This is a genomic window from Zoogloea sp. (assembly GCF_041908905.1).
GTDB lineage: Bacteria > Pseudomonadota > Gammaproteobacteria > Burkholderiales > Rhodocyclaceae > Zoogloea.
In genome coordinates, this window is record NZ_JAYREK010000030.1 from 1 (window position 1) to 23967 (window position 23967).

Sequence of the window (23967 nt, forward strand, 5' to 3'; positions counted from 1 at the left end):
CGAGGAACAACAACGCGAGCGCAGCATCGCCGCGCTAAAACGCCGAGCAGCCACGCTCGGATTCCAGATCAACCCCATCGGGACCGCTGCATGAAAACCGCCCTGGCTATTTTTGTTTCTTGAGAGCGCCGGGGCGGGTAAAATCGGGTCTGCCGCCGCCGGCCGTCCGGCCGGGGCGCCCGACCCGGGATTTACCGATGCCGTCCGTCTCTCCCGAATTCGATTACGAAGCCGCCCTGGCGGCCTGCGCTGCCGGCGAGCAGGCCGCCATGCAGCGCCTCTACGCCCAGGAGGGCGGGCGCCTGCTCGGGGTGGTGCAGCGCATCGTGCGCGACCGTGCCCTCGCCGAGGACATCGTCCATGACGCCTGCGTGAACATCTGGACCCGCGCCGCCAGCTTCGACTCCGCGCGGGGGTCGGCCCGCGGCTGGATCTACAGCATCGCCCGCAACCTGGCCCTCAACGCGGTGCGCGACGGCGCGCGGGAGGTGGAGATGGACGACGACACCGCTGCCGCCCTCGATGCCCGGGCCTCCCTCGAGGCCTGGCACGACACGGCGGACGCCTTTGCCTGGCGGGACAGCGCCGGGCGCATCGGGCCCTGCCTCGAACAACTGGAGCCGGTGCGGCGCAACTGCATCCTCCACGCCTACGTGGACGGTCTGTCCCACGGCGAGATCGCCCGGCGCCTGGAGGCGCCGCTGGGCACCGTCAAGGCCTGGATCCGGCGCAGTCTGGCCGCCCTGCGGGAGTGCATCGGATGAACACGAACCAGCCCGGCGGCATGCCCCCCGACATCCACCAGCTGGCCGGCGAATACGTGCTGGGCACGCTCCCGGCCGCCCGCCGGCGGGAGGTCCAGGCCCGCCTGAAGCACGACCCGCAGCTGCAGGCCGCCGTGCTGGCCTGGGAGGAGCGCCTGCTGCCGCTCACCGGACTGGTCGAGCCGGTGGCGCCGTCGCCCCGGCTGTGGGCCCGCATCGAGCGCAGCCTCGATGCGCTGGCCACGCCGGCACCCCAACCCGTCCGTCGGCCGGCACCGCGCCGGCTCGGGTGGCGCTGGGACAGCCTGGCCCTGTGGCGTGGCCTCACCGCCGGCGGCTTCGCGCTGGCCACGGTGCTGGCGGCGGTGCTGGTCGGGCGCCTCGCCGAGCCGGCGCCCGAGACCCGCTTCATGGTGGTGCTGGTGGCCCCCGACGACAAGGCGCCGGGCTGGGTGGTGCAGGCCGGCGCGTCGGGTGCCCGCCAGGTGGAGCTGATTCCCCTCGGCGCCGTCGAGGTGCCGCCCGACAAGGCCCTGCAGTTCTGGACCAAGGCCGACGGCTGGGGCGCGCCGGTGTCCCTGGGCCTCGTCACGCCGGGCAAGACCCTGCGGGTGCCGGCGGGCAGGCTGCCGGCGGTGCAGCCCGACCAGCTCTTCGAGCTGACCCTGGAGCCGCGCAGCGGCTCGCCCACCGGCCGCCCCACCGGCCCGGTCCGCTACATCGGGCGCGCGGTCAAGGTGATGTAGCCGGCGGCCCTGGGGAAGGCCCCGATCGAAGCGGGGCCCGCCCTCTGGCACACTCGGGGCTTCCTCATCGCCCGCCGCCGCCATGCAGAGTTTCCTGCTCCTCCTGCCGGATTTCGCGCTGATCGCCCTCGGCGCGCTGCTGCGCCGTTTCTTTGCGCTGGGGGAGGGCTTCTGGCCCGGGGTCGAGCGGTTGGTGTATTTCGTGTTCTTTCCGGCGCTGCTCTTCAACGCCCTGGCGCGGGCCCGCATCGACCTCGTTGCGATGGGGCCGCTGCTGGCGGTGGGCCTGCTGTGCATGGCCGGCGGGCTGCTGCTGGCGCTGGCCGGGCGGCCGCTGCTGGGGCTCGACGCGATGGGCTTCGCCTCGCGGGCCCAGTGCGCCTACCGCTTCAACACCTACATCGGCATCGCGGTGGCCGGCAAGTTTGCCGGGGCGCCGGGCCTGGCGATGATGGGCGCCCTGTGCGGCGCGATGGTGCCCTTCGCCAACATGGCGGCGGTGGGCATGCTGGCGCGCCATGGGCAGGGCCGCCTGCTGCGCGAACTGGTGCGCAACCCGCTGATCATCGCCACCCTGGCGGGGCTGGCCTTCAACCTGCTCGGGGCGCGGCTGCCGGAACCGCTGGTGCCCTTTCTGCAGCGCCTCGCCGACGCCGCGGTGACCCTCGGCCTGCTGGCGGTGGGGGCCGCGCTGCGCGGCGGGGCCCAGGCCGGCCGGCGGATCGGCGCGGTGTACCTGTGCGCGGTCAAGCTGCTGGTGCTGCCGCTGGCGGCGTGGGCGCTGGCGACGCTGTTCGGGCTCGGCGGGGTGGCCTTCGCGACGGCGGTGATCTTCGCGGCGCTGCCGACGGCTTCGTCGGCCTACATCCTGGCGATGCGGATGGGCGGCGACGGCCCGGGCGTGGCCTGGCTGATCTCGGCGACCACGGTGGCCGCGGCGCTGACCCTGACCGGCTGGCTGGCGGCGCTGACCCGCTGGGGGCCGGCCTAAGTCCCGCCGGCGCGCCCGCCGGTCTGCCTGTCCGCCGGGCGTTCGATGGCCATCCCCGCCTGCCTCTTTTGCGGGGCTCCCTCGCGCCCCTGACGCCCGGCCGCGGTCACCCCGACCTCCCCGGGTGATGCCCTGCCGGCGCGCTCCCCGCCCGCGCCACATCGGCGGGTGTTCGTGCCGCGCCTGCGCCCGTCCCGCCCGCCGATCCGCACCCGCAGGCGGGCCTGGCCTGCCGGCGAGGTATCCCGCCCCCGCCGGGCCAGGCTGCGGGGGTGATCTATTTTTCTCATCATCAATCGAAATATGTCGTCTTTGCTCATACCTCCAAAGAACTAGACTGGGCTTGTAGTTCTTCTAACAGGCTAATCCTCGGGAGATGGCAATGACTGCAACGGCAACAGGGCGGCCCACCCCATATCAGGGCAACGACAAACTCCTGTTCGGCATCATCATGGGTGTGATCGCCTTCTGGTTGTTTGCGCAGACGACGCTCAACGTGGCGCCCGACATGCAGAAGGATCTCGGGCTCGATGCGAGCATGATGAACATCGCGGTGGCGATCACGGCGCTGTTCTCGGGCATCTTCATCGTGGTGATCGGCGGCCTCGCCGACCGTGTCGGCCGCCTCAAGGTGGTACAGGCCGGCTTCTTCCTCAACATGCTGGGCTCGCTGCTGATCGGCCTGGCGCCCACCGGCGATCTGGCCACCGCCTTCCTGCTCACCGGGCGTGCCCTGCAGGGCCTGTCGGCGGCCTGCATCATGCCGGCCAGCCTGGCGCTGGTGAAGACCTACTGGGACGGCCCGGCCCGCCAGCGCGCGGTCAGCCTCTGGTCCATCGGCTCCTGGGGCGGTTCCGGCGTGTGCTCGCTGTTCGGCGGCTTCATGGCCCAGAACTTCGGATGGCGCTATATCTTCTTCTCGTCGATCATCGTCTCGGTCATCGGCCTGCTGATGATCAAGGGCACGCCCGAGAGCAAGGCCGAAACCAAGGGTGACTACAAGTTCGACTTCGCCGGCGTGCTGACCTTCATGATCGCAATGGTTGCGCTGCAGATCCTCGTGACCCAGGGTAACAAGCTGGGCTGGACCAGCCCGCTGATCCTGAGCCTCGCCGGTGTCGCGGCCTTCTTCGGCATCCTGTTCTTCCGGATCGAGTCGAGCGCGGCCCAGGGTTTCGTCGATTTCAAGCTGTTCCGCAACCCCACCTACACCGGCGCCACGATCTCCAACTTCCTGCTCAACGGCGTCGCCGGCACCCTGCTGGTCTCCCTGCAGCTGGTGCAGCGTGGCGGCAACATGACTGCCCAGCAGGCCGGTACCCTGACCCTCGGCTATGCGATCGCAATCATCGCCTTCATCCGGGTCGGCGAGAAGCTGCTGCAGCGCTTCGGTGCCCGCAAGCCGATGATCTGGGGCTGCCTCATCACCGGGCTGTCCATCGTCCTGCTGTCCCCGGCCAACCTGATGCTGGCCGACTACAAGGTGCTGGCCATGATCGGCTACACCCTGTTCGGTGTCGGCCTGGCCTTCTACGCCACCCCCTCCACCGACGCGGCCCTCTCCAGCCTGCCCGCGGCCCAGGCCGGTTCCGGCGCCGGCATCTACAAGATGGCCTCGTCCCTCGGCGCCGCCTTCGGCGTGGCGATCTCCGCGGCGATCTTCACCGCCCTGAGCGCCAACCCGGAGAGCGTCTCCTGGATGGAAGGCGTGATCACCTTCGTCGGCCGCCAGGACAACCTGGCCGTGCGTGAGGCGGCCGTGATCGCCCTGATGTTCAACGTCTTCATGGTCCTCGTCGCGATCCTGTCGATCATGCTGACGGTGCCGAAGGCGGGCCCCCGGAAAAACTGAGTCACCTCCCTTGCGGTCCGGGCTGCCACCCCCCGGCGTCCCCGCCCGGACCGCTTTTTTCCGAGATCGATTCGAAAAACTGTGGATTGGATACCATCATGAACGAGCTGTTGAATGCCTTGAGCGCCGACCAGGAGCAAATGCAGAGCTGGCGGCATCACATGCACCGTCATCCGGAAGTCGCCTTCGACGAACACAACACTGCCCGCTACATCGCCGACCTGCTGCGTGGCTGGGGTTATACGGTGACCGAAGGCGTCGGCAAGACCGGCGTGGTTGCCTCGCTGACGGTGGGCGACGGCAAGAAGGCGATCGGCCTGCGCGCCGACACCGACGCCCTGGCCGTGCAGGAGATGACGGACAGCGATCACAAGAGCACCATCCCCGGCAAGTCGCACACCTGCGGCCATGACGGGCACAGCGCGATGCTCCTCGGCGCCGCCCGCTACCTGGCCGAGAAGAAGCCCTTCAACGGCACCGTGCATCTGATCTTCCAGCCGGCCGAGGAGGTCATGGGCGGCGCCCCGGCGATGATCGCCGACGGCCTCTTCGAGCGTTTCCCGATGGATGCCGTGTTCGGCATGCACAACATGCCCTCCCTGGAGCGCGGCAAGCTGTATTTCACCGCGGGCCCGGTGATGGCGGCGGTGGATAACTGGGAGATCGTGCTGACCGGGGTCGGCAGCCACGGCTCGATGCCGGAGCGCAGCGTCGACCCGGTGGTGGCCGGCGCCTCGCTGGTGATGGCGCTGCAGACCATCGTGTCGCGCAACGTCGCGCCGCTGGATTCGGCGGTGGTCAGCGTCGGGGCCTTCCTGGCGGGTGATGCCGGCAACGTCATCCCGCAGACGGCCACCCTGCGCCTGAGCATCCGCAGCAGCAAGCCCGAGACCCGCAAGCTGGTGCTCGACAAGGTCCGCGCCATCACCGCGGCCCAGGCCGCCGCCTTTGGCGTAAGCTTCGAGATCCGCGAAGGCGCACCGGGCGCCGTGCTGGTGAACAACCCGGCGCAGACCGAGGCCTGCGCGGCGATCGCCCGCGAGCTGCTCGGCGAGGACCAGGTCGTGATGCCCGGCCCGACCTTCATGGGCAGCGAGGACTTCGCCTACTATGCCCAGCACAAGCCGGGCACCTACTGCTTCATCGGCAACGGCAATACGGCCATGGTGCACCACCCCATGTACGACTTCGACGATCGCAACCTGCCCGTCGGTGCCGCCTACTGGGTTGCGCTGGTCCGCCGTTTCCTGGCATAAGGAGCCCCCTCCCGGCAGGCCACCCCTGCCGGCCCCCAGGACATCAGGCCGGCTCCGGCCTGATGTCGCTTCAACTGCCCGTATCCACCGTCTCCATGCAACTGACCACCCTGCTCACCACCATCGAGATCGCCGCCACCATCGCCTTCGCCATGTCGGGCCTGATTGAGGCGACCCGCAAGAAGATGGACATCGTCGGGGTCTTCTCGGTGACCTTCGTCAGCGCCTTTGCCGGGGGCACCGCGCGGGACGTCCTGCTCGACCGGCGCCCCTTCTTCTGGGTGGAGAACACCGAGTACATCTGGCTGGTGATCGCCATGGTCCTCGCCGCGCCGCTGATGCTGCGCAGCCGCAAGCTCGGGCTGACGGACAAGGTGATGGAGGTGGCCGACGCCCTCGGGCTGGGCCTGTTCACGATCTCGGGGGTGTCGGTGGCGCTGGTCGCCGGCATGCCGCTGGTGGTGGCGCTGATGCTGGGCTCGATCACCGCGGTGTTCGGGGGCGTGACCCGGGACGTGCTGTGCAACGAGATCCCCAAGGTTTACCGCGACCACCAGCCTTACACCCTGTGCACCCTGATCGGCGGCCTGCTGTTCATCGGGCTCAACCACTTCGGCGTCTCGCCGCACCTGTCGTCGCTGGCGGGCATCTGCTGCATCTCGGGGCTGCGCCTGCTGGCCGTCGCCTATGGCTGGCAGATCCCCTCCTGGCCCCGCGACGCGTAGCTTGTTGCGCCGGCCGTCAGGTCATCGGCGGGCTGTTCCGGATGTGGCGGGTGATCATGCTTGCCAGCTGGCGGGCGGCCCGTGACAGGGGGATGCCGCGCAGGGTGATCAGCCCCAGCTCCATGGGCGGCGGCAGCGGGGAGACGTCGATCCGCTGGATCCCCTGGCCGATCATCGGGTCGGAGAAGAGCAGGGCCGGCCCGATGCTGAGCCGGTCGGTGCGCTGCATCAGCTCGAGCATCAGCAGGGGGGAGTCGCAGCGTATGGTGTTGTCCGGCTCGCCTATCCCCTGCTGGTCGAGCCATTTGAGCAGGCTGCTGCCCTGGCTGCCCGCCGAAAGGTTGAGCACCCACTTGGCCGAGTGCAGCGCCTCCCAGGTTCGCGCGCCGGCCAGGGGATGGTTGCGGCGGCCGGCCACCGCGGACGCCACCGGGCCGATGGGCTCGAAGGCGATCTCGTAGGGCAGGTTGGCCGGGTCGGCCAGCGCGACGGCAAAATCCAGCCGGCCGTCGATGAGCTGGGGGATCAGGGTGCTGAGAAGGCCCTCGCTGAGGTTGATCCGGGCCGCGGGCTGGTTGCGCTCGAATTCGACCAGCACCTGGGGCAGCACCCGGATACCGACGAGGGGCGTCACCGCAATGCTGACGCGCACCCCCGCGCCGCCCCGTTGCAGGGCGATCTCGTCCTGGGCCTTGTCGAGGAGTGCCAGCGCCAGCCGGGCTCGCGTGAGCAGGGTTTGGCCGGCGTCGGTGAATTCGATCCCCTTGTAGCTGCGCGTCATCAGCTCGACCCCGAGCTCCTCCTCCAGCTCGCGCAGGGACTTGGTCAGGGCGCTCTGGCACAGGTTCATGGTGCGCGCGGCGGCCCGGATGGAGCCGCTCTCGGCAACCTGGACCAGGGCTTTCAGCTGGTGGTTTTTCACGGCGTTCCCGACGACCGGAAGAGGGTGCCCCGCTGTGCCCGCCGCTCCGCACAGGCCCTTCGGGCGGCCGGGCGGAGGGACATGCAACCGGCTCCGCCGTCGGCGGTGCGCGGGCGGACGCCCGGGGCGGCGCCCACGGGGGGGGCTTACTTGCTTTCCTTGGGCTTGCCCTTGGCCGGCGCGGCGGGAGCGGTCGGCGCCGGAGTGGCGGCTGCCTTGGCCTCGGTGGCCTGCTGCATGAGGTTCCAGGGCCACATGCCGCTCGCGAAGGGGTTGGGCTGGGCGGCCTGGCCTTCGGCGGGGGTGCCGCCTTCGGAGGCGATCTTGCTCATGGCCTGCATGGTGGCGATCGTGGCGCGCTGCATCTCGAGCCCCTGGGTGGCCATCTGCAGGGAGTTGAGGTTCATCTTGAGCCAGTTCTCGACGGCTTTCATGTCGGCGATGCGCTTGTCGAGTTCGTCCACGTCGAGGGTGGGGGTGACCATGCCCGGCAGGCTGAACCCCATCTTGCTCCACATGCTGCGCATGAATTCGAGTGGGTCCTGCGCCTTGTTTTCGGTGCTCATCGCTGTCTCCCGCATGTTCTGTTCATCGAAAAACCATATTAACCGATGCGCCGCCGCCCTGCATCAGACTTGGGTTTTGCGCTGCAACAGGGCACGCAGCTTGGCGGGCCGGACGGGCTTGTGGAGGAGGGGAATGCCGGCCTGCTGGATCGCGGCGGTGGTGGCCGGCGAGGTGTCGCCGCTGAGGATCACCGCCGGGATGGGCTTGCCGAACTGCGCGCGCAGGCGTTCGATGAGCTGCAGCCCGTTGCCGTGGCCGGAGATCTGGTAGTCGCAGACGATGATGTCCGGCGCGTCGCCGTCGGGGGGCAGGGCGGCCAGCAGGGTGGCCTCGTTGTCGGCGGCGCCGACCTGGCAGCCCCAGGATTCGAGCAGGCCGATGGTGCTGGCGAGGGCCAGCTCGTCGTCGTCCACCAGCGCCACATGGACCCGGGCGAGGGCCTGCACGGGCACCGGCTGGCTGTGCTCGGGCAGGGTGCCGGGGGCGGCGGCGGGCAGTTCGACGGCGAACAGGGCGCCCAGGCCGGGGCTTGACTTGAGGTAGAGGGGGTGCTCCAGCAGGTCGGTGAGGCGGCGCACGATGGCGAGGCCGAGCCCGAGGCCCTTGGCCCGGTTGCGCTCGGGGTTGTCCAGCTGGACGAACTCCTGAAAGATGGCCTGCTGGGCCTCGGCGGCGATGCCGGGGCCGTTGTCGCGGACTTCGATGCGCACCTGGCGGCCGCGTTTGCGGCAGGCCAGCAGGATGGTGCCGCCGGGGGCGTAGCGCAGCGCGTTGCTGATGAGGTTGTGCAGGATGCGTTCGAGCAGCAGCGGGTCGCTGCTGACCCACAGGGAGGTGGGGCGCAGGCGCAGGCGCTGGCCCCGCAGGCCGGCCTCGCGGCGGTAGTCCACTTCGATCCGCTCGAGCAGGGGCTGCAGCGGGAAGGGCTTGATCTGCCGGTCGAGGGCGCCCGCGTCGAGACGCGAGATGTCGAGCAGGCTGTCGAGCAGGTTCTCCATGGTTTCGGCGGAGACGGCGATCTGCTCGACCAGCCGGCGGGTGTCGGGGGCGTGGGGTTTCTGGCCGAGCTCGGCGACGAACAGCCCGAGGGCGTGCATCGGCTGGCGCAGGTCGTGGCTGGCGGCGGCCAGGAAGCGGGTCTTGGCGCGGTTGGCGCGCTCGGCTTCGTCCTTTTTCTCGAGGAGCTCGCGGGTGGCCTCGTCGATCTGGCGCTGCAGGTTGCTCTGGGCGGCCTCCATCTTGTCGGCCATGTCGTTGACGCCCTCGGCGAGGGTGCGCAGGGTCTTGCCGCCCTCGATGGGCACCCGGGCGGCGAAGTTGCCCTGGCCGAAGCTGTGCACGATGTCGGCGATCCGCAGGATGGGCTCGGAGATGCCGCCGCTCATCCGCAGCGCCAGGCCGACGCTGCCGATCAGCACCGCGCCGACCATCAGGAAGGCGTTCTGCAGCAGGCGCTGCTCTTCGAGGCGCAGGGAGTCGCGGCTCATCTCGACCAGGACTTCGCCGCGGGCGCTGGTCATGTCGGGGGGCAGCTCGCCGGCGCCGCCGAGGAAGGTGTCCTCGATATTCACGCCGGCGCCCTGGATCGGTTCGCGGAAGCGCAGCGGCGCCGCGGCGCCGGGGCGCCGCGGGTAGTCGGGCGAGCTGCTGTCGGCGAGGATCTCCTGGAGCGGGCTGGTGATGGAGACGCGGATGATGTCCTTCTCGAGCAGCATCGCGTTGCTGAGCTTGCGCAGGCTCTCCCGGTTGCCCGAGAACACGCCATATTCGCTGGCGGCGGCGAGCTGGCGGGCGAGGGCCTTGCCGCGCTGGGTGTGGGCGCTCTCGATGTCGGCGAGGCGGCTGGAGGTGAAGTAGGCGATCAGCACCAGGGCCAGCACGAGGCTGGGCAGCACGGCGATCAGCGCGATCCGGGCGTGTATGTCGAGGCGGGGGAGGCGGGTCATTGAAGGCCTTCGCTGCGCTCCAGGCGCTCCTGCAGCGTGGCTGCGTCGTCGAGGTTGATGCCCATCGAGCGGGCCACGTAGCGGTTGATGCCGACCCGGAAGTGGCGCGGCGCCGCGGGCGGCGGCAGGCTGCCGCTGGCCAGCCCCGCGCGGGCGGTCTCGCCGGCCTGCTGGCCGATCTGCGCCGGAGTGCTGTAGAGGGCGAACAGGGCCCCGGCCTTGACGTAGGCCGGCGAGAAGCCGATCACCGGCGAGCGCAGGTGGTAGGCGGTGAGCAGGATGTTCGAGATGGTGCGGTTGTTGAACAGGGTGGCGTCGGGGACGGCGACCAGCACCGCCGGCTCGGCGAGCACCCGCTGCAGGGTCGGGTAGAGCTCGCTCTCCTCGTTGAGCTGTTCCAGCACCGGGCGCAGGCGCCGGTCGCGGGCGCTCGCCACCAGGCGGTGGCCGAGGTCGGCGCTCTCGCGGCTGGTGATGAAGGCCACCCGCGTCCACTCGGGCAGGGCGATGCGGAGCAGCTCGATCTGCCGCCCGGCGGGCTGGTCGATGAAGACCGCCGACACGCGGCGCCCCTCGTCGCCGCGGCTGGGCAGCTTGTCGAACGCGCTGCGGGGCAGCAGGGTGTGCAGCACCAGGCTGCGGGGGGCGTGGGCGGCCACGGTCTGGGCGGCCCGGGTGCCGAGGGTGACGATCAGCGCGTGGCCGGCGAGCTGGGCGCCGTCCTCGCGGAGGGGCAGGCTGAGGGTGTGCACCCGGTGGCCGGCGCCGCGCAGTTCGGCGCCGATGGCTTCGGCGGCCTCGCTGAAGGCGCTGCTCTCCTCGGAGAGGAGCAGCAGGACCTGCGCCGCGAAGGCGGCCTCGGTCCACCCGCCGGCGAGGGCGAGGAGCAGGCACAGGAGGAGTCGGCGCAGCTGCGGCATCCGTGCTCAGAGCTCCAGGGACAGCGAGCCGAAGATGCGGCTGCCCCAGGCCGAGGTGCCGGGCGCGAAGGTCTCCTCCGGGCCGTCGATGTTGCGGGCGGTGATCGCCAGCTCGCCCCGGGCCAGGCTGGGTGGCAGGCGGTGGGCGAGGCGCAGGTCGAGCTGGCGGTACATCTTCACCCGGTGGTCGGCGTCCTGGTACCAGCTCATCGACCCGATCCAGTGCTTGGCGACGCTGAGCTGCCAGCGCGGGTGCATCTGCCAGGCCCCGAACAGGGTGGTGCTGTGCTGCGGCGCGCTGTGTTCGACCCACCCGCTGGGGCGGCGCAGGGCGTCGGCGGCGTTGAGCGTGGGGCCGTCGATGCGCAGCTCGGCGTGGTTGAGCTGCAGCCAGGTGTCGGTGCCGGGGCGCCACAGGGCTGAGATTTCGAGGCCGCGGATGTCGGCCTCGCCGCTGTTGGCGAAGTAGCGGTTGTTGCTGCGCCTGAAGAGGCCGATGGTGGAGGGTTCGAGGTTCATCTCGATGAGGTCCCGGGCCTGCTCGAGGAACACCCGCGCGTCGAGGCTGGCGTTCAGCGGTCGCAGCTCGGCCCGGTAGCCCAGCTCCCAGGTGGTGATCCGCTCGGCCTGCAGGTGGGGTGAGGGGCGGAAGGTCTGCGAGATGGGGGTGCCGGCCGGGAAGGTGCCCACGGGCGTGGTGACGGGGGCCGAGGTGGCGAAGATCATGCTGGACTTCTGCTCGAAGGCCACCGGGTGGCGCAGGGAGCGGTTGATCGAGATGCGCCAGGTCTGGCTGTCGGTCAGGTGGTAGTTGGCCGACACCCGCGGCGCCAGGGTGCGCCCGGTGAGGGAGTTGTCCTCGAGCATCGCCCCGGCGTTGAAGAGCCAGCGCGGGCTGGCATGCCATTCGAGGGTGCCGAAGGCGTGATTGACGGCGTTGCGCACGCTGTCGGCCCGGTTGAAGCGCAGGGGCGAGGCGATGCGGTCCACCCGCATTCCACCGCCGACCACTGCCCGCAGGCCCGGGGCGAGGGCGCTGATGCGCTGGATCTGCAGATCGTCGCGGACCGCGTGGAAGTCGTAGTCGAAGCCGATCGGCAGCTGCAGCGGGAAGGGCAGCCCCGACTGGCGGGGCGTGACGGGGACCAGCAGGGTGTAGTTGTCGCGGCCGGTCTCTTCCTGGTGGTAATAGCTGACGCTCAGCTCTTCGCCCGCGGCCGGGGCGTGCTGCCAGCGGAGCAGGCCGAAGTTGGTGGATAGCCGGCTGCCGCGCTCCGGGTCGGTGGGGTTGTCCTCCTTGCCGGTGCCCAGGGTGGAGCCCGTCCAGCCGGCCTGGAGCTGGAGGCTGTTGTTGCCGTCCACCGTCCAGTGGGTGTTGAGGGTGGCGAGCTCCGTCTTCCGCCAGTCGTTGAGGCCGGCAAAGCCGTTGTCGTGGTCGCGCGCCACGGTGAGGCGCATGGCCACGTCGCCGAGTTGCCGGCCCGCGCTGAGGCCGATGTCGTTGACGCCCCCGTCGCCGGCCCGGTAGCGCACGCGGGTGCCCAGGGTTTCGGCGGGCGCCCGGGTGACGATGTTGGCGACGCCGAGGAAGGCGTTGCTGCCGTAGGTGGCGGAGTTGGAGCCACGGAAGACCTCGATCCGCTCGATGTCGTCGATGTCCACGCCGATCTGGTTCCACTCGACGCCGGCGATGAAGTAGGGCGAATACACCGAGCGGCCGTCCACCTGCACCAGCATGCGCCGCGGCGCCTCGTCGGCCAGCCCGTGATAGGTGACGAGGGGCGTGTTGCCGGTGTGCATGCCCATCTGGAAGCCCGGCACCAGGCGGAACAGCTCATGGATGTTGCGCGCCCCCGAGGCCCGGATCATGGCCCGGTCGATGATGCTGACCGCGCCCGGCGCATCGGATTGCACCTGGGCGAGCCGGGTGGCCGACAGCACCACCGGCAGGTCGCCGAGGTGGTCGGCTTCGGTGGGCGGGGAGGCCCGGGTCGGCAGCGGCAGGGTGGCGCAGGCTACGGCGGGAGGAGCGGAGGGGCGTCGTTGCAGAATCGGCATGGCGGGTGCCGTGGCAGCCTGTGAGCCGCGATTTTCGCTGTTTTGCAAGGGGTTGAATAGGCTATGGTGGTATTCTCGGATGGATACAGCGTATCCATATCAATTTGGCGAGATGCAGACCCGGATTCTGATTATCGAAGACCACGTGTTGGTGCGGGAGGCCATGGCCCTCACCCTGGCCCAGGTGGGCGAAGGGGTTTCCTGCCAGCAGGCGAGCAACGCCACCGAGGCGATCGCCATGCTGGAGGCCGATCCGGATTGCGACCTGCTGGTGGTCGATCTCATGCTTCCCGAGATCAACGGCTTCTCGCTGCTCGGGATCATCGCCAAGCGCTTCCCCGACGTGCCGGCGCTGGTCGTGTCGGCTCTCGACGACCGCGAGTCCGTCCAGCGGGCCATGAAGGCCGGCGCCTCGGGCTTCGTCTCGAAGGCGAGCCCCAGCAACACCCTCATCGAGGCCGTGCGCACCGTGCTCGCCGGTGGGGTGTTCACCCCCGACGCCACCTCCGGCCCCGACCACGGCACCCGCAATCGCCGCGCCAGCCAGGCCTTCGTCGAGCGCTTCCAGCTCACCGCCGCCCAGGGGCGCGTGCTCGAACTGCTGGCCCAGGGCAAGTCCAACCGGGACATCGCCGAACTCCTTGGCCTGTCGGAGGGCACCATCAAGGTCCATGTGTCGGCGATCCTGAGGGCGCTGGGGGTGACCAGCCGGGCCCAGGCCCTGCTGATGATGACCCGCGCGGGCCTCCGGGTCTGAGCCGGCGCCGGCAGGCCAGAAGACGTTTTTTCGGTTTGTCTTGCGAATGGTTCTCATTATTGTAGAATCGATGGCACAGAAACGATCTGCGGTACTTTCAATGATGCGTAGTGCTGAGCGCAGGATTGCCCGGGGCGCCGTCGCCCGTGGAGCGGGCCGTCCGGGGGCGTGTCGCCCATGACCGCCGCGGTGGTGACCCACATCCCGGTGCCCCGCCGGCTGCTCCGAGGCGAGCGCCGCCCGCAGATCGCCCTGGTCGGCCTGCCCCGGGCCGGCAAGAGCACCATCTTCCAGGCCGCCTCGAGCACCGCGGTCGACTCCGGCGGCCTTGCCGGCAGCACCCTTGCCTATTCGACCTGCCGGATCAACATCGGCCTCGAGCAGGCCGACCTGGTCGACCTGCCCTCGGTGCGCACCTTCCACGATCTGGCCGACGCCGACCGGCTGGTGCTGATGGCGCTGTTCGGCGGCCAGCCCGGCAAGGGCGGCTTCCGGGCGCCCGACCTGCTGATCCAGGTGGTTGACGCCACCCTGCTTGAGCCCAGCCTGGCCCTCAGCCAGGAGCTCTGCGAGCTCGGCAAGCCGCTGGTGATCGCCCTCAACCGCCTCGACGAGGCCCGCGAGAAGGGCATCTACATCAACATCCCGGCGCTGTCCGAGGCCCTCGGCGTGCCGGTGGTGCCCACCGTCGCCCACATGGGCAAGGGCATCGCCGGGCTCTTCGAGACCGCGCTCGACACCCTGCGGGCGGCGACCTGCCCCTTGCCCCAGTCGCCCAGCGCCCACCTGCGCCAGGCGCTGGCGCCCCTCGACGCGATCCTCGACCTGCCGGCCCTGGAGGCCGCCTTCCAGGTGCCCCGCACCCTGCTGCTGACCCAGCTGGCCAAGGGCGACACCTGGTTCGGCGCCGAGATGGTCCGCTGCTTCCCGGCGCTCGTGCCGGCCATCGAGGAGGCCCGCGCCGAGGCCGCCCGTCAGCTGCCGCGCCCCCTCGCCGAAGAACTCTTCGCCGACCGCCACTACCGCGCCGCGGTGCTCCACGAGCGGGTCACCCAGCTCGGCCATGCCGCCGAGCGGGGCGGCTGGAAGCGCGCCCTCGACCGGATCTTCCTGCACCCCCGCTGGGGCCTGATCGGCACGCTGGCGGTGTTCGCGCTGGTGCTGTTCATGGTGTTCGAGGTCAGCACCACCCTCGACTCGCTCACCTCGGCGCCGCTGGCCGCCTGGGTCGGCCAGTGGGAGCCGACCACCACCGCCGGCGTCGTCGGGCGCGCGGTGGCCGACGGCCTGGTGGGGCTGGTGGGCATCGTGGTGCCCTACATGCTGCCGCTGGTGCTGCTGCTGGTGAGCCTCGAGGAGTCCGGCGTCATGCACCGGGTCGCCTTCGTGGTGGACCGCGGCTTCCACCGCATCGGCCTGCACGGCGGCGTGGCGGTGCCCTTCCTGCTCGGCCTGGGCTGCAACGTGCCGGCGCTGTCGGCGGTGGCGGCCAGCTCGGCCGGGCGCGAGCGCATCGTGGCGTCGCTGCTGATCACCTTCGTGCCCTGTTCGGCCCGCTCGGCGATCGTGCTGGCCATCGGCGGCAAGTACCTGGGCTGGGAGGGGGTGCTGGGCATCTTCTTGCTCACCATGCTGATCATCGCGGTGGCCGGCCGGCTGCTCACCCGCCGCTACGTGAAGGCCAGCCCCGGCCTGATCCAGGCCATCCCGCCCTACGCGCTGCCGCGCTTCCGCCGCCTGCTGGCGATCACCTGGGAGCGCACCAGCGACATCCTGACCATCGTCACGCCGCTGCTGGTGCTGGGCAGCGTGGCGCTGGCGCTGCTCGCCCACTTCGGCGCCGACGAGGTCATCAACACCCTGCTGCTGCCCGTCACCCACTGGTGGCTGGGGCTGCCGGTGGCCCTCGGCGTGCCGATCCTGTTTGGAGTGCTGCGCAAGGAGCTGTCGCTGCTGATGGTGTACCAGGCCCTCGGCACCCAGGATATCGCACCGCTCCTCGACGGGGTGCAGATCGCCACCTTCCTGGTCTTCCTGACCTTCTACGTGCCCTGCGTGTCCACCTTCGCGGTGATGCTGAAGACCATCGGCCGGCGCGACGCGCTGTTCTCGATCGGCCTGTCGGTGGCTGTGGCGCTGGGTATCGCGCTGCTGTGCCGGGTGCTGCTGGGCCTGCTGAGCGTGGTGGTCTGAAGGTGGCTCAGGCGCCCGGGCCGGGTTTGTCCGGTGCCGGGTTGCGGGCCTCGAACTCCTGGCGGTGGTGGGCCATGTAGGCACGTTGTTCGGGGCGCAGCCGGATGCGCATGTGGGCGCGCAGCCCCAGCGCGGTGAGGTCGAACTCCGACAGGCTATTGGCGAGGAGCAGCCGGCCTTCGTCGTCGAAGCTGATCAGGTGGCGGTCGAACAGCGCGTCGGCGTGGGCCGCGAGGAGCAGGCCGTTGTTCGGGTCCAGCCGGCTCTCGTCGTCCGCGTCCCGCCAGGGGCGGATGTGCGAGGCGCGCAGGACCGGCTCGATGGCGCAGCCCGTCAGCGCGCAGCGGCCCTGGCCGAGGCGCAGCAGCTCGGCGCGGAAGCGCTCCTGCCCCAGGCGGGCGTCGATGAGGGCCTGCTGGGTCGTCTCGTCGGGGGGCGGCGTGGGGCGGACGTCCTGCCTGCCTGCCGTGTCGGACTCCCCCGCCAGCGATTCGCGCAGGGTGTGCCAGGCGGCGTTGCGCTGCCCGGGCGGGATGGTATCCAGCAGATGGGCCGCGCGGTCGGCCGGGATCGTGGTGAAGCCGCCGAACCGGCGCTGGAGGCAGCGCTTGCCGGTGACGGCCTGCGGGTCGATGTCCACCGGCTCGTCGAGCCACAGAAAGGCGCTCTCGGGGCAGATCCAGTTGGCGTCGAGCCCGCCGCTGTCCTCCCAGTGTTTGCGGAAGGCGGCCTCGCTGGAGTGGCATTTCCTGACCAGCGGCTGCGCCCAGGCTTCGCGCCACAGCGCCCGGGCGGCGACCATCCGCCTGATCGCGTCGATCAACCCGCCGTCGTCCGGGCCCAGCTGGCGGGCGCCGCCGGCGATGCCGACCATCTGCTGGCGCCGGTCGTGGGAGGCGTACATGATCAGCAGGGTGTTCTCCGGCACCACTTTGCCCGCCATCGGCGCGTGCAGCAGGCGATGGCCGCGCCCGTCGATCTCGAAGCGCAGGTGCGGCGAGTTGTTCCATTCCTCGTGACCGTAGCCGTAGTCGTGGGGATAGCCGCTGGCGCAGGGATGGCCGGCGGGGGCGGTGTAGCCGGCCGGGTTCCAGTGAATGGGCTTGAGGAGGCAGCGCATGGTGAAGACCCAGGTTGTGTTCGGGTGCGTCGTGGCCGCGGGTGGGCAGCCCGCAGGCACACGACGCTCGCCATCCTGCGGTTTCGCGGCCGTTTTGCGAAGCCCGGAAATACCTGTATTGAGTAAGCCCGGAGTGGGCGCCGCGGCGGCCCGCCGACGGGCTTTCACGAACCCTTAACCCGGGGCCTCCAGACTGCCGGCCATCCAAACTACCCGGCAACCGCGATGCGCCCCTTCAAGACCCGATCGACCATGCCCGCCCTGGCCGTCTCCCTGTGTGCCCTCAGCCTCGCCGCCTGCGGCGGCAGCGACGGCGGCAAGCCGCTGGACCTCACGATCCTGCACATCAACGACCACCACTCCCACCTCGACGCGGAGACCACCACCCTCACCCTGAAGGACGCCGCTGGCGCCAGCAAGGCGGTGAGCGTCGAGCTGGGCGGCTTCGCGCGGGTCACCGCGGCCATCGAGGCGCTGGCGGCGGGCAAGCCCAATGTGCTCAAGCTCCACGCGGGCGATGCCATTACCGGCGACCTGTACTTCACCCAGAGCGAGGGCCAGGCCGACGCGGTGATGATGAACACCGTCTGCTTCGACGCCTTCACCCTGGGCAACCATGAGTTCGACGGGGCTGACGCGGGCCTCGTCAAGTTCATCGACTACCTGCACGCCGGCGCCTGCAAGACGCCGGTGCTGTCGGCCAACGTCAGGCCGGCCGCCGGCACGCCGCTGGCGGCGCGGATCGCCGACTACGCGATCATCGAGCGCGGCGGCCAGCAGGTCGGCGTGGTCGGGCTGACCGTCAAGGACAAGACCCGCTTCGCCTCCCGACCCGACGCCAGCACCCGCTTCCTCGACGAGGCCACCGCCGCCCAGGCCGCCATCGACGCCCTGCGCGCCCGCGGCGTGAACAAGATCGTGCTGATGTCGCACCTGGGCTACGCCGCCGACCAGGCCCTCGCGCCGCAGCTCGACGGCGTCGACGTGATCATCGGCGGCGACTCCCATACCCTGCTCGGCCCCGACAGCATGAAGGGCTTCGGCCTCACCCCGGCCGGCGCCTACCCGACCGCCGCCACCGACAAGGCCGGCCGCCCCGTCTGCATCGCCCAGGCCTGGCAGTACGCCTACGCCGTTGGCGCGCTGGATGTGAGCTTCGACGCCGCCGGCCAGGTGGCCCGCTGCAGTGGCACGCCCCAGGTGCTGGTGGGCGAGGCCTTCAAGGTGGGCAACGTGGTGGCCGCGGCGGCGGATGCCGACGCCTTCCGCAGCCAGCTCGCGGCCTCCGGCGTGTTCCGCATCACCACCCCGTCGACCACGGCAACCGCGGCGCTGGCACCCTTCAAGGCCGCCAAGGACGCGCTGTCGACCCAGGTGGCCGGGGGTGCCACCGACAACCTGTGCGTGCGCCGGGTGCCCGGCACCAAGCGCGACGTCACCCGCTCCAGCCTCGGCGACGTCTGCAACAAGGACGCCACGGTGATCGCCCAGGGCGGCGACATCCAGCAGCTGGTGGCCGACGCCTTCCTCGAGCAGGGCCAGCGTTTCGGCGGTGCCGACATCAGCCTGCAGAACGCCGGCGGCGTGCGCATCGACATCCCGGCCGGCGACATCACGGTGGGCAAGGTGTACACCCTGCTGCCCTTCAAGAACACCCTCTACCGGCTGCAGCTCACCGGCGCCCAGGTGCGGGCCGCGCTGGAGGACGGCATCGACTCGGTGCTGAACGGCACCGGCTCCGGCGCCTACCCCTACACCGGCGGTCTGCGCTTCAGCGTCGACATGAACCAGCCCCGCGGCAACCGTATCGGCAACCCCGAGGTGCGCGACGCCGGCGGCAACTGGAAGCCCCTCGACCCGGCGGCCAGCTACCGGCTGATCACCAACAATTTCACCGCCGAGGGCGGCGACAAGTACGACACCCTCAAGGCCATCCCGGCGGCCCAGCGCGAGGACACCTTCCTCGATTATGCGGATTCCTTCCTGCAGTACGTGCGCAGCCGCTCGCCGCTGGCCAAGCCGGCGGTGGCCGGGCGCAGCACCCAGAGCTACGTCGAGACGCCTTGAGCGTCCCCGGGGCCGGGCTCTGCTTCCGGTGGGGGGCAAGGAAACCTGGGGTGTCCCTGCGTTGCCTTGAGAGGGCCCGGCCGGTGACCCGGGCACCGCCCCCGGCAGCGGCCGGCCCGGGAGGCTCCCGGTGTGCGTCGTGGCGTGTCGCCGGGGCCTAGCGCAGGCTGCCGGCCACGGCGCGCCAGTCGATGGCGATGGGTTCGAGTGGGCCCCCGCCGGCCGTGGCGGTGGCCTCGCGCAGCCAGGCGATGCGCTCTTTGGTTGCCGGGTGGGTGGACAGCACCGCCGGCACTTTGGCGGCCGGGGCGCCGGCTTCGGTCTTTTCGAGGGTCTCGAAGAAGCGCAGCATGCCGGCCGGGTCGATGCGGGCCTCGGCCAGGCGTTCCAGGCCGCGCCGGTCGGCCTCGCGCTCGGCGTCGCGGGAGAACTTGAGCTCGCCCAGCTGGGCGGCCCAGCCGCCGAGGGCGTCGTAGTCGCCGGCCAGGGCGCCGAAGATCACCCGCAGCCCGGCCGAGCGGACGATCTGGCGCAGGCTGTGGCGGAGCTCCACGTGGGCGATCTCGTGGGCCAGCACGCCGGCCACCTCCTCTGCCGAGGCGGCCTGCGCGAGCAGCCCGCTGTTCACCACCACCACGCCGCCCGGCGCGGCGAAGGCGTTGATCTCGGGCCGCTCGGCGAGGTGGAATTCGAGGGGCTCGCCGGGGCGGGCGAGGCGCCGGCCGATGGCCTGCACGGCCTCGAAGGCCGGCCCCTGGTCGATCAGCCGGCTCTCCAGCCGCGTGCGCGCCAGCACGGCGGCGCCGATCTGCTTCTCGACGCCGGGCGGGATGCGCTCCACGACCCGGTCGGTGAGGTGGTCGAGGGAGGACAGCAGCGCCACTGCCACCAGCAGCGGCACCAGCGCCAGCAGCGCGATGCCGACCACGAAGCGCCGGCTGCCGCGGCGCCGGGCGTCCTCGCCGCCGGCAAACAGTGCCGGGGCCAGCGCCCGCAGCGGGCTGACGGCCGCCTCGTCGACGATCAGCATGTGCTCGCCGCCCTCGGCGGCCCAGGCGATGGCCCACTGGCTGTGGTTGAAGCCGCGGGTCGCCGCCCGCAGGCCGGCCAGCGGCACCTGGCGGGCCGGGCCGTCTTCGAGCAGCACCTGCAGCACGCCGCCGGCCAGTTCCAGGCGGGCGGGGTGGCCGTGGGCGTCGCCGCCGGCCGGGAAGACGCGGGCCGGGATGGGCGGGGTGGCGGGGGGCTGGCTCACTCGTCGTCGCCGAGCAGGGAGCCCAGGCCGAAGCCGGCCAGCGCCGAGCCGCCCTCCTTGCCGCCACCGCCGGCGGCGCGGGAGGCCATCACGATGCGGTCGGCCATCCGCGACAGGGGCAGCGACTGCAGCCAAACCTTGCCCGGGCCGCTGAGGGTCGCGAAGAACAGGCCCTCGCCGCCGAACAGGGCGGTCTTGATCTTGCCGGCGTACTGGATGTCGAAATCGACGCTGGGCTGGAAGGCCACCACGCAGCCGGTATCCACGCGCAGGGTCTCGCCGGGGGCGAGGGTTTTCTCGAGCAGGGTGCCGCCGGCGTGGATGAAGGCCATCCCGTCGCCGTCGAGCTTCTGCATGATGAAGCCTTCGCCGCCGAACAGGCCGACGCCGATCTTCTTCTGGAAGGCGATGCCCAGCGAGACGCCCTTGGCGGCGGCGAGGAAGGAGTCCTTCTGGCAGATCAGGGTGCCGCCGACCGACGACAGGTCCACCGGCACGATCTTGCCCGGGTAGGGCGCCGCGAAGGCGACCCGGCGCTTGCCGCTGCCTTCGTTGTGATAGACGGTGGTGAACAGGCTCTCGCCGGTGAGCAGGCGCTTGCCGGCGCCCATCAGCTTGCCGAAGAAGCCGCTCTGCTGGGCCGAGCCGTCGCCGAAGATGGTGTCCATCTGGATGCCGTCCTGCATGTACATCATCACGCCGGCTTCGCCGATGGCGGCCTCGCCGGGGTCGAGCTCGACCTCCACGTACTGCATTTCAGAACCGAAGATCTCGTAGTCGACGACGTCCATGGCCATGGCGGGTGCTCCTGGAAAGTGGGGAAACGGGTAGCGGGGGATGAACACCCGCGCCGCCCTCAGATGGGGGCGCGGGGTGAGGGTTCAAGGTACGCGTTCGCCCGCGGCGGACGGGAGAGGGGGCTGGTCGGGTTGCCCGGCGGACGTGGCCCGGGGGCTCCGGGGGGCGGCGGGCACGGCGCAGCCGGCGGCCTGCCCGAGGCCCTTGAGGTAGGCGCGGCGGACGGCGCCCGCGGCAATCGAGGCGGACACCTTGCGGGCGTAGCGTTCGGCGCCGCTGAGCTTGCGCACCCAGCCGCGGAAGGGCACGACGCCTTCCGTCGTGTCGCGCACCGCGCCGACCACGGCGTTGCTGGCGGCGTCGCCGCCGCGTTCGAGGAGGCTGGGGTTGTCACGGGTTTCGGCGCTGTCCAGATCGGCGCCAAGCACGGCGTCAAGGGCCCGGATCTCGGTCGCGAGGGCTGCGCACGACAGGTCGGCCGGCGGCGCATAGGGGGTGGCCCTGGCGGCCTGCAGCACCTTCGGGATCTCGGCGCGGACGATGTTCAGGTCGGTGAGGGGTGCCACCGTGGCTTCGGCGAGCTGGGTGTCGAGGCCCCGCGGCGCGCTTCCGGCCTCCGGCAGGGCGGGCGGGGTGGTGGAGCAGGCCGCCAGCGTGACGGCGCACAGGGAAGGCAGCAGCAGTTTCATCGGGGGCCTCAGCGCTGGCGGTCGCCGGGGGTGAGGAACAGCGCGATGCCGAGGGCGATCGGCAGGACTGGCCACCAGGTGCGGGCGAGGCGGGCGAGGTCGATCTCGACGAGCTCGAGATTGACGGCCAGCGCGAGGCCGCCGAAGAGGATCAGCGCGATGGCGGCGAAGTGGCCTTTCATGGGGGCTCCATTGGGGGCGATGGCGGCGATCATAACCCGGATGCCGGCCTCATAAGCAGGCCCCCTTGGCCGGGGCCGCCGGGTGGTTCCGCCGCGCCTGGCATGAGGGCTGGCCTCAGCCGCCGCCCGGCAGCGTGACCCGCAGCAGCGCACCGCGCCCACCCGGCGGGTCGAGGACCTCGACTTCGCCCTGGAAGCCGTGGGCGATCTCGCGGACGATGGCGAGGCCGAGGCCGCTGCCGGGCTGGCCGGCGTCGGGGAGGCGGAAGAAGCGCTCGAAGACCTGCTGGCGGGCCGCGGGCGGGATGCCGGGGCCGTTGTCCTCGACCTCGATCAGGCTGCAGCCCTCGGCGCTGCGGCAGCGCACCGTGACTTCGCCGGGGGCCGGCGTGTAGTTGAGGGCGTTGACCACCAGGTTGGCGATCATCTCGCCGAGCAGCAGGCGGTCGCCGGTGACCCGGGCGGCGTCCAGCTCGAAGCCCAGGTCGAGGCCGCGGCTCTCGGCGAGGCGGATCCAGTCGGGGCTGCACTCGCGGATGACGTCGCGGACGTCGATGGGTTCGGCGAGGCCGGCGTGGCGGCCGCCGGGTTCGGCCGACAGCAGCACCAGCATCTGGTTGATCAGGTGGCCGAGGCGTTCGAGGGCGCCGACGCAGTGGCGGGTGCGGGCCTCCCGGTCGGCGGCGTCGGGGCTGCGCAGCAGCAGCTCGAGCTGGGTGCGGATCCCGGCCAGCGGCGTGCGCAGCTGGTGGGCGGCGTTGGCGACGAAGCGCTGCTGGGCTTCGGCGGCCTGTTCGAGGCGGTCGAGCACGGCGTTGAACTCGCTCACCAGCGGGCGGATCTCGAGCGGTGCCGACAGGGTGTCGAGGGGCTGCATGGCGAGGTGTTCCATGCCGTGCAGCGCGCGGCGGATGCCCTCGACGGGCTGCAGCGCGTGGCGGATGCCGTGCCAGATGGTGAAGCCGGTGGCGCCGGCGAAGAAGATCAGCGGCAGGATCAGCGCCACGGCCAGGTCGACGGCCAGCTGGTTGCGCTTGCGGGTGGTCTCGGCGGTGACGAAGACGAAGGGCGAGTTGGAGATGTCCCGATGGATGGCCACCACCCGCACCCGCTGGTTGCGGAAGTGGGCGTCGAAGCTGACCCGGTCGCCGTGCATCTCCTGCTCGGCGGGGGGCTCGTGGGGCAGCCCGATGTCACCGGCGATGAAGCGTCCGGCGGGGCCGAGGACGAGGTAGTAGATGGCGTCCACCCGGTCGGTGCGCAGCACCTGCTCGGCGGCGGCCGGGAAGACGAAGCGCGGCTCGCCGAGTTCGTCCACCTCGAGGTGGGGGATGAGGGCCAGGCTGGCGTCGGCCAGGGCCTGGTCGAGGGCCTCCATCGCGGGCCGGTGCACCAGGTGGTAGGCCAGCGGCAGGAAGGTGATCAGGGCCAGCGCGGTGGGCAGCAGCAGCCAGAGGAGGAGGGACTTACGCAGGCTTCGCGTCATGGGGCAGGTCTTCGAGCATGTAGCCGAGACCGCGTATGGTACGGATGCGGATGCCCGCCGGCTCGAGCTTGGTGCGCAGGCGCGACACATACACCTCGACGGCGTTCACGCTCATGTCCTGGTCCCAGCTGCACACGGCGGCGACGATGCGCTCCTTGCTGAGCACCTTCTCGGGGTTGTCGAGGAGGAAGCCGAGGATCGCCCATTCCCGCTGGGGCAGGTCGAGGGGCTGGCCGTGCAGCCAGGCCCGGTGGGCCTCGTCGTCGATGGAGAGGGGGCCGAATTCGCGGCGCAGGCTGCTCTGGCCGCGGCTGCGGCGGGCCAGGGCGCCCACCCGGGCGAGCAGTTCGACGGCGGCGAAGGGCTTGGTGAGGTAGTCGTCGGCGCCCAGGTTGAGGCCGCGCACCCGCTCGTTGAGGGCGTCGCGGGCGGTGAGCATCAGCACGCCGATGGGGTTGTGGCGGGCCCGCAGGCGCGACAGCAGCTCCAGCCCGTCCATGCCCGGCAGCCCGATGTCGAGCACCAGCAGGTCGAACTTCTCGGCGGCGAGGGCGCTCTCGGCCTGCTCGGCGCTGCCGACGTAGTCGGCGGTGTAGCCGGCGCCGCGCAGCAGCTGGGCGACGCCGTCGGCGAGGAGCGGGTCGTCTTCGACGATGAGGATGCGCATGGGTGT

General features: G+C 71.1%; 21 protein-coding genes. 9 read left to right on the forward strand and 12 right to left on the reverse strand.

Going from position 1 to position 23967, the window contains the following annotated elements; translation table 11 throughout:
- Positions 1-197: 197 nt before the first annotated feature.
- From ACE3OU_RS14220 to ACE3OU_RS14245, 6 genes are all read left to right on the forward strand, one after another.
- On the forward strand, positions 198-764 hold the full coding sequence (locus tag ACE3OU_RS14220) for a sigma-70 family RNA polymerase sigma factor (protein WP_374242208.1): 567 nt from the start codon (positions 198-200) through the stop codon (positions 762-764).
- Positions 761-1510 (forward strand): anti-sigma factor domain-containing protein, encoded by a 750-nt coding sequence (locus tag ACE3OU_RS14225; protein ID WP_374242209.1) that lies wholly within the window; start codon positions 761-763, stop codon positions 1508-1510. Before ACE3OU_RS14220 ends, ACE3OU_RS14225 begins: the two co-directional genes overlap by 4 nt.
- A gap of 82 nt (positions 1511-1592) precedes the next feature.
- On the forward strand, positions 1593-2501 hold the full coding sequence (locus ACE3OU_RS14230; protein ID WP_374242210.1) for an AEC family transporter: 909 nt from the start codon (positions 1593-1595) through the stop codon (positions 2499-2501).
- A gap of 382 nt (positions 2502-2883) precedes the next feature.
- Positions 2884-4353 carry an MFS transporter gene (locus ACE3OU_RS14235; RefSeq protein ID WP_374242211.1) on the forward strand — a complete coding sequence of 490 codons (1470 nt, stop codon included), beginning with the start codon at positions 2884-2886 and terminating at the stop codon, positions 4351-4353.
- 98 nt (positions 4354-4451) lie between these two features.
- Positions 4452-5609, forward strand: a complete 1158-nt coding sequence (locus ACE3OU_RS14240) for a M20 aminoacylase family protein (RefSeq protein ID WP_374242212.1) — start codon at positions 4452-4454, stop codon at positions 5607-5609.
- Positions 5610-5671: 62 nt separating this feature from the next.
- Positions 5672-6334 carry a trimeric intracellular cation channel family protein gene (locus ACE3OU_RS14245; RefSeq protein ID WP_374242213.1) on the forward strand — a complete coding sequence of 221 codons (663 nt, stop codon included), beginning with the start codon at positions 5672-5674 and terminating at the stop codon, positions 6332-6334.
- Between the two features lie 16 nt (positions 6335-6350).
- Here the strand turns inward: ACE3OU_RS14245 and ACE3OU_RS14250 are convergent, their stop codons facing one another.
- The 5 genes from ACE3OU_RS14250 to ACE3OU_RS14270 all read right to left on the reverse strand — a co-directional run bounded on the left by ACE3OU_RS14250 (position 6351) and on the right by ACE3OU_RS14270 (position 12747).
- A complete protein-coding gene (locus ACE3OU_RS14250; protein WP_374242214.1) occupies positions 6351-7256 on the reverse strand; it encodes a LysR substrate-binding domain-containing protein in 906 nt (301 codons plus the stop codon).
- 146 nt (positions 7257-7402) lie between these two features.
- Positions 7403-7822 (reverse strand): PhaM family polyhydroxyalkanoate granule multifunctional regulatory protein, encoded by a 420-nt coding sequence (locus tag ACE3OU_RS14255; protein ID WP_374242215.1) that lies wholly within the window; start codon positions 7820-7822, stop codon positions 7403-7405.
- Positions 7823-7885: 63 nt separating this feature from the next.
- Complete coding sequence (locus tag ACE3OU_RS14260; RefSeq protein WP_374242216.1) at positions 7886-9769, reverse strand: ATP-binding protein; 1884 nt, start codon at positions 9767-9769, stop codon at positions 7886-7888.
- The gene (locus ACE3OU_RS14265; protein ID WP_374242217.1) at positions 9766-10689 is read right to left on the reverse strand and encodes an ABC transporter substrate-binding protein; all 924 of its coding nucleotides are present in this window, start codon (positions 10687-10689) and stop codon (positions 9766-9768) included. The genes ACE3OU_RS14260 and ACE3OU_RS14265 overlap by 4 nt, the downstream gene beginning before the upstream one ends.
- 6 nt (positions 10690-10695) lie before the next feature.
- Positions 10696-12747, reverse strand: a complete 2052-nt coding sequence (locus ACE3OU_RS14270; protein ID WP_374242218.1) for a TonB-dependent receptor plug domain-containing protein — start codon at positions 12745-12747, stop codon at positions 10696-10698.
- A gap of 112 nt (positions 12748-12859) precedes the next feature.
- Between ACE3OU_RS14270 and ACE3OU_RS14275 the strand changes: the two genes are divergently transcribed.
- Entirely contained in the window at positions 12860-13504 is a 645-nt protein-coding gene (locus ACE3OU_RS14275) for a response regulator (RefSeq protein ID WP_374242219.1), read from the forward strand.
- Between the two features lie 177 nt (positions 13505-13681).
- Entirely contained in the window at positions 13682-15697 is a 2016-nt protein-coding gene (locus tag ACE3OU_RS14280) for a FeoB small GTPase domain-containing protein (RefSeq protein ID WP_374242220.1), read from the forward strand.
- A 7-nt stretch (positions 15698-15704) separates the two neighbouring features.
- Here ACE3OU_RS14280 and ACE3OU_RS14285 read toward each other — a convergent pair whose 3' ends face one another.
- Positions 15705-16817 carry an HNH endonuclease gene (locus tag ACE3OU_RS14285; protein ID WP_374242221.1) on the reverse strand — a complete coding sequence of 371 codons (1113 nt, stop codon included), beginning with the start codon at positions 16815-16817 and terminating at the stop codon, positions 15705-15707.
- A gap of 252 nt (positions 16818-17069) precedes the next feature.
- Here ACE3OU_RS14285 and ACE3OU_RS14290 point away from each other — a divergent pair, with 252 nt between their 5' ends.
- On the forward strand, positions 17070-18884 hold the full coding sequence (locus ACE3OU_RS14290; protein ID WP_374242222.1) for a bifunctional UDP-sugar hydrolase/5'-nucleotidase: 1815 nt from the start codon (positions 17070-17072) through the stop codon (positions 18882-18884).
- A 157-nt stretch (positions 18885-19041) separates the two neighbouring features.
- On the opposite strand, the gene ACE3OU_RS14295 is transcribed toward ACE3OU_RS14290, so the two are convergent.
- The 6 genes from ACE3OU_RS14295 to ACE3OU_RS14320 form a co-directional block, all read right to left on the reverse strand.
- Positions 19042-20139 (reverse strand): M48 family metallopeptidase, encoded by a 1098-nt coding sequence (locus ACE3OU_RS14295; protein WP_374242223.1) that lies wholly within the window; start codon positions 20137-20139, stop codon positions 19042-19044.
- Positions 20136-20936: a TIGR00266 family protein gene (locus ACE3OU_RS14300; protein ID WP_374242224.1), complete on the reverse strand. Its 801-nt coding sequence runs from the start codon at positions 20934-20936 to the stop codon at positions 20136-20138. Before ACE3OU_RS14300 ends, ACE3OU_RS14295 begins: the two co-directional genes overlap by 4 nt.
- An 84-nt stretch (positions 20937-21020) precedes the next feature.
- Complete coding sequence (locus ACE3OU_RS14305; protein WP_374242225.1) at positions 21021-21626, reverse strand: hypothetical protein; 606 nt, start codon at positions 21624-21626, stop codon at positions 21021-21023.
- A gap of 8 nt (positions 21627-21634) precedes the next feature.
- Positions 21635-21808 carry a LiaI-LiaF-like domain-containing protein gene (locus ACE3OU_RS14310; RefSeq protein ID WP_374242226.1) on the reverse strand — a complete coding sequence of 58 codons (174 nt, stop codon included), beginning with the start codon at positions 21806-21808 and terminating at the stop codon, positions 21635-21637.
- Between the two features lie 115 nt (positions 21809-21923).
- The gene (locus ACE3OU_RS14315) at positions 21924-23294 is read right to left on the reverse strand and encodes a sensor histidine kinase (RefSeq protein WP_374242227.1); all 1371 of its coding nucleotides are present in this window, start codon (positions 23292-23294) and stop codon (positions 21924-21926) included.
- Positions 23275-23961 carry a response regulator transcription factor gene (locus ACE3OU_RS14320; RefSeq protein ID WP_374242228.1) on the reverse strand — a complete coding sequence of 229 codons (687 nt, stop codon included), beginning with the start codon at positions 23959-23961 and terminating at the stop codon, positions 23275-23277. The genes ACE3OU_RS14315 and ACE3OU_RS14320 overlap by 20 nt, the downstream gene beginning before the upstream one ends.
- Positions 23962-23967 lie beyond the last annotated feature (6 nt).

Excerpts from the sequence above, each read along its gene's own strand:
- ACE3OU_RS14220 (WP_374242208.1), top strand. The coding sequence starts at position 198 with ATGCCGTCCGTCTCTCCCGAATTCGATTACGAAGCCGCCCTGGCGGCC.
- ACE3OU_RS14225 (WP_374242209.1), top strand. The coding sequence starts at position 761 with ATGAACACGAACCAGCCCGGCGGCATGCCCCCCGACATCCACCAGCTG.
- ACE3OU_RS14230 (WP_374242210.1), top strand. The coding sequence starts at position 1,593 with ATGCAGAGTTTCCTGCTCCTCCTGCCGGATTTCGCGCTGATCGCCCTC.
- ACE3OU_RS14235 (WP_374242211.1), top strand. The coding sequence starts at position 2,884 with ATGACTGCAACGGCAACAGGGCGGCCCACCCCATATCAGGGCAACGAC.
- ACE3OU_RS14240 (WP_374242212.1), top strand. The coding sequence starts at position 4,452 with ATGAACGAGCTGTTGAATGCCTTGAGCGCCGACCAGGAGCAAATGCAG.
- ACE3OU_RS14245 (WP_374242213.1), top strand. The coding sequence starts at position 5,672 with ATGTCGCTTCAACTGCCCGTATCCACCGTCTCCATGCAACTGACCACC.
- ACE3OU_RS14255 (WP_374242215.1), bottom strand. The coding sequence starts at position 7,822 with ATGAGCACCGAAAACAAGGCGCAGGACCCACTCGAATTCATGCGCAGC.
- ACE3OU_RS14260 (WP_374242216.1), bottom strand. The coding sequence starts at position 9,769 with ATGACCCGCCTCCCCCGCCTCGACATACACGCCCGGATCGCGCTGATC.
- ACE3OU_RS14265 (WP_374242217.1), bottom strand. The coding sequence starts at position 10,689 with ATGCCGCAGCTGCGCCGACTCCTCCTGTGCCTGCTCCTCGCCCTCGCC.
- ACE3OU_RS14270 (WP_374242218.1), bottom strand. The coding sequence starts at position 12,747 with ATGCCGATTCTGCAACGACGCCCCTCCGCTCCTCCCGCCGTAGCCTGC.
- ACE3OU_RS14275 (WP_374242219.1), top strand. The coding sequence starts at position 12,860 with ATGCAGACCCGGATTCTGATTATCGAAGACCACGTGTTGGTGCGGGAG.
- ACE3OU_RS14280 (WP_374242220.1), top strand. The coding sequence starts at position 13,682 with ATGACCGCCGCGGTGGTGACCCACATCCCGGTGCCCCGCCGGCTGCTC.
- ACE3OU_RS14285 (WP_374242221.1), bottom strand. The coding sequence starts at position 16,817 with ATGCGCTGCCTCCTCAAGCCCATTCACTGGAACCCGGCCGGCTACACC.
- ACE3OU_RS14290 (WP_374242222.1), top strand. The coding sequence starts at position 17,070 with ATGCCCGCCCTGGCCGTCTCCCTGTGTGCCCTCAGCCTCGCCGCCTGC.
- ACE3OU_RS14300 (WP_374242224.1), bottom strand. The coding sequence starts at position 20,936 with ATGGCCATGGACGTCGTCGACTACGAGATCTTCGGTTCTGAAATGCAG.
- ACE3OU_RS14305 (WP_374242225.1), bottom strand. The coding sequence starts at position 21,626 with ATGAAACTGCTGCTGCCTTCCCTGTGCGCCGTCACGCTGGCGGCCTGC.
- ACE3OU_RS14310 (WP_374242226.1), bottom strand. The coding sequence starts at position 21,808 with ATGAAAGGCCACTTCGCCGCCATCGCGCTGATCCTCTTCGGCGGCCTC.
- ACE3OU_RS14315 (WP_374242227.1), bottom strand. The coding sequence starts at position 23,294 with ATGACGCGAAGCCTGCGTAAGTCCCTCCTCCTCTGGCTGCTGCTGCCC.
- ACE3OU_RS14320 (WP_374242228.1), bottom strand. The coding sequence starts at position 23,961 with ATGCGCATCCTCATCGTCGAAGACGACCCGCTCCTCGCCGACGGCGTC.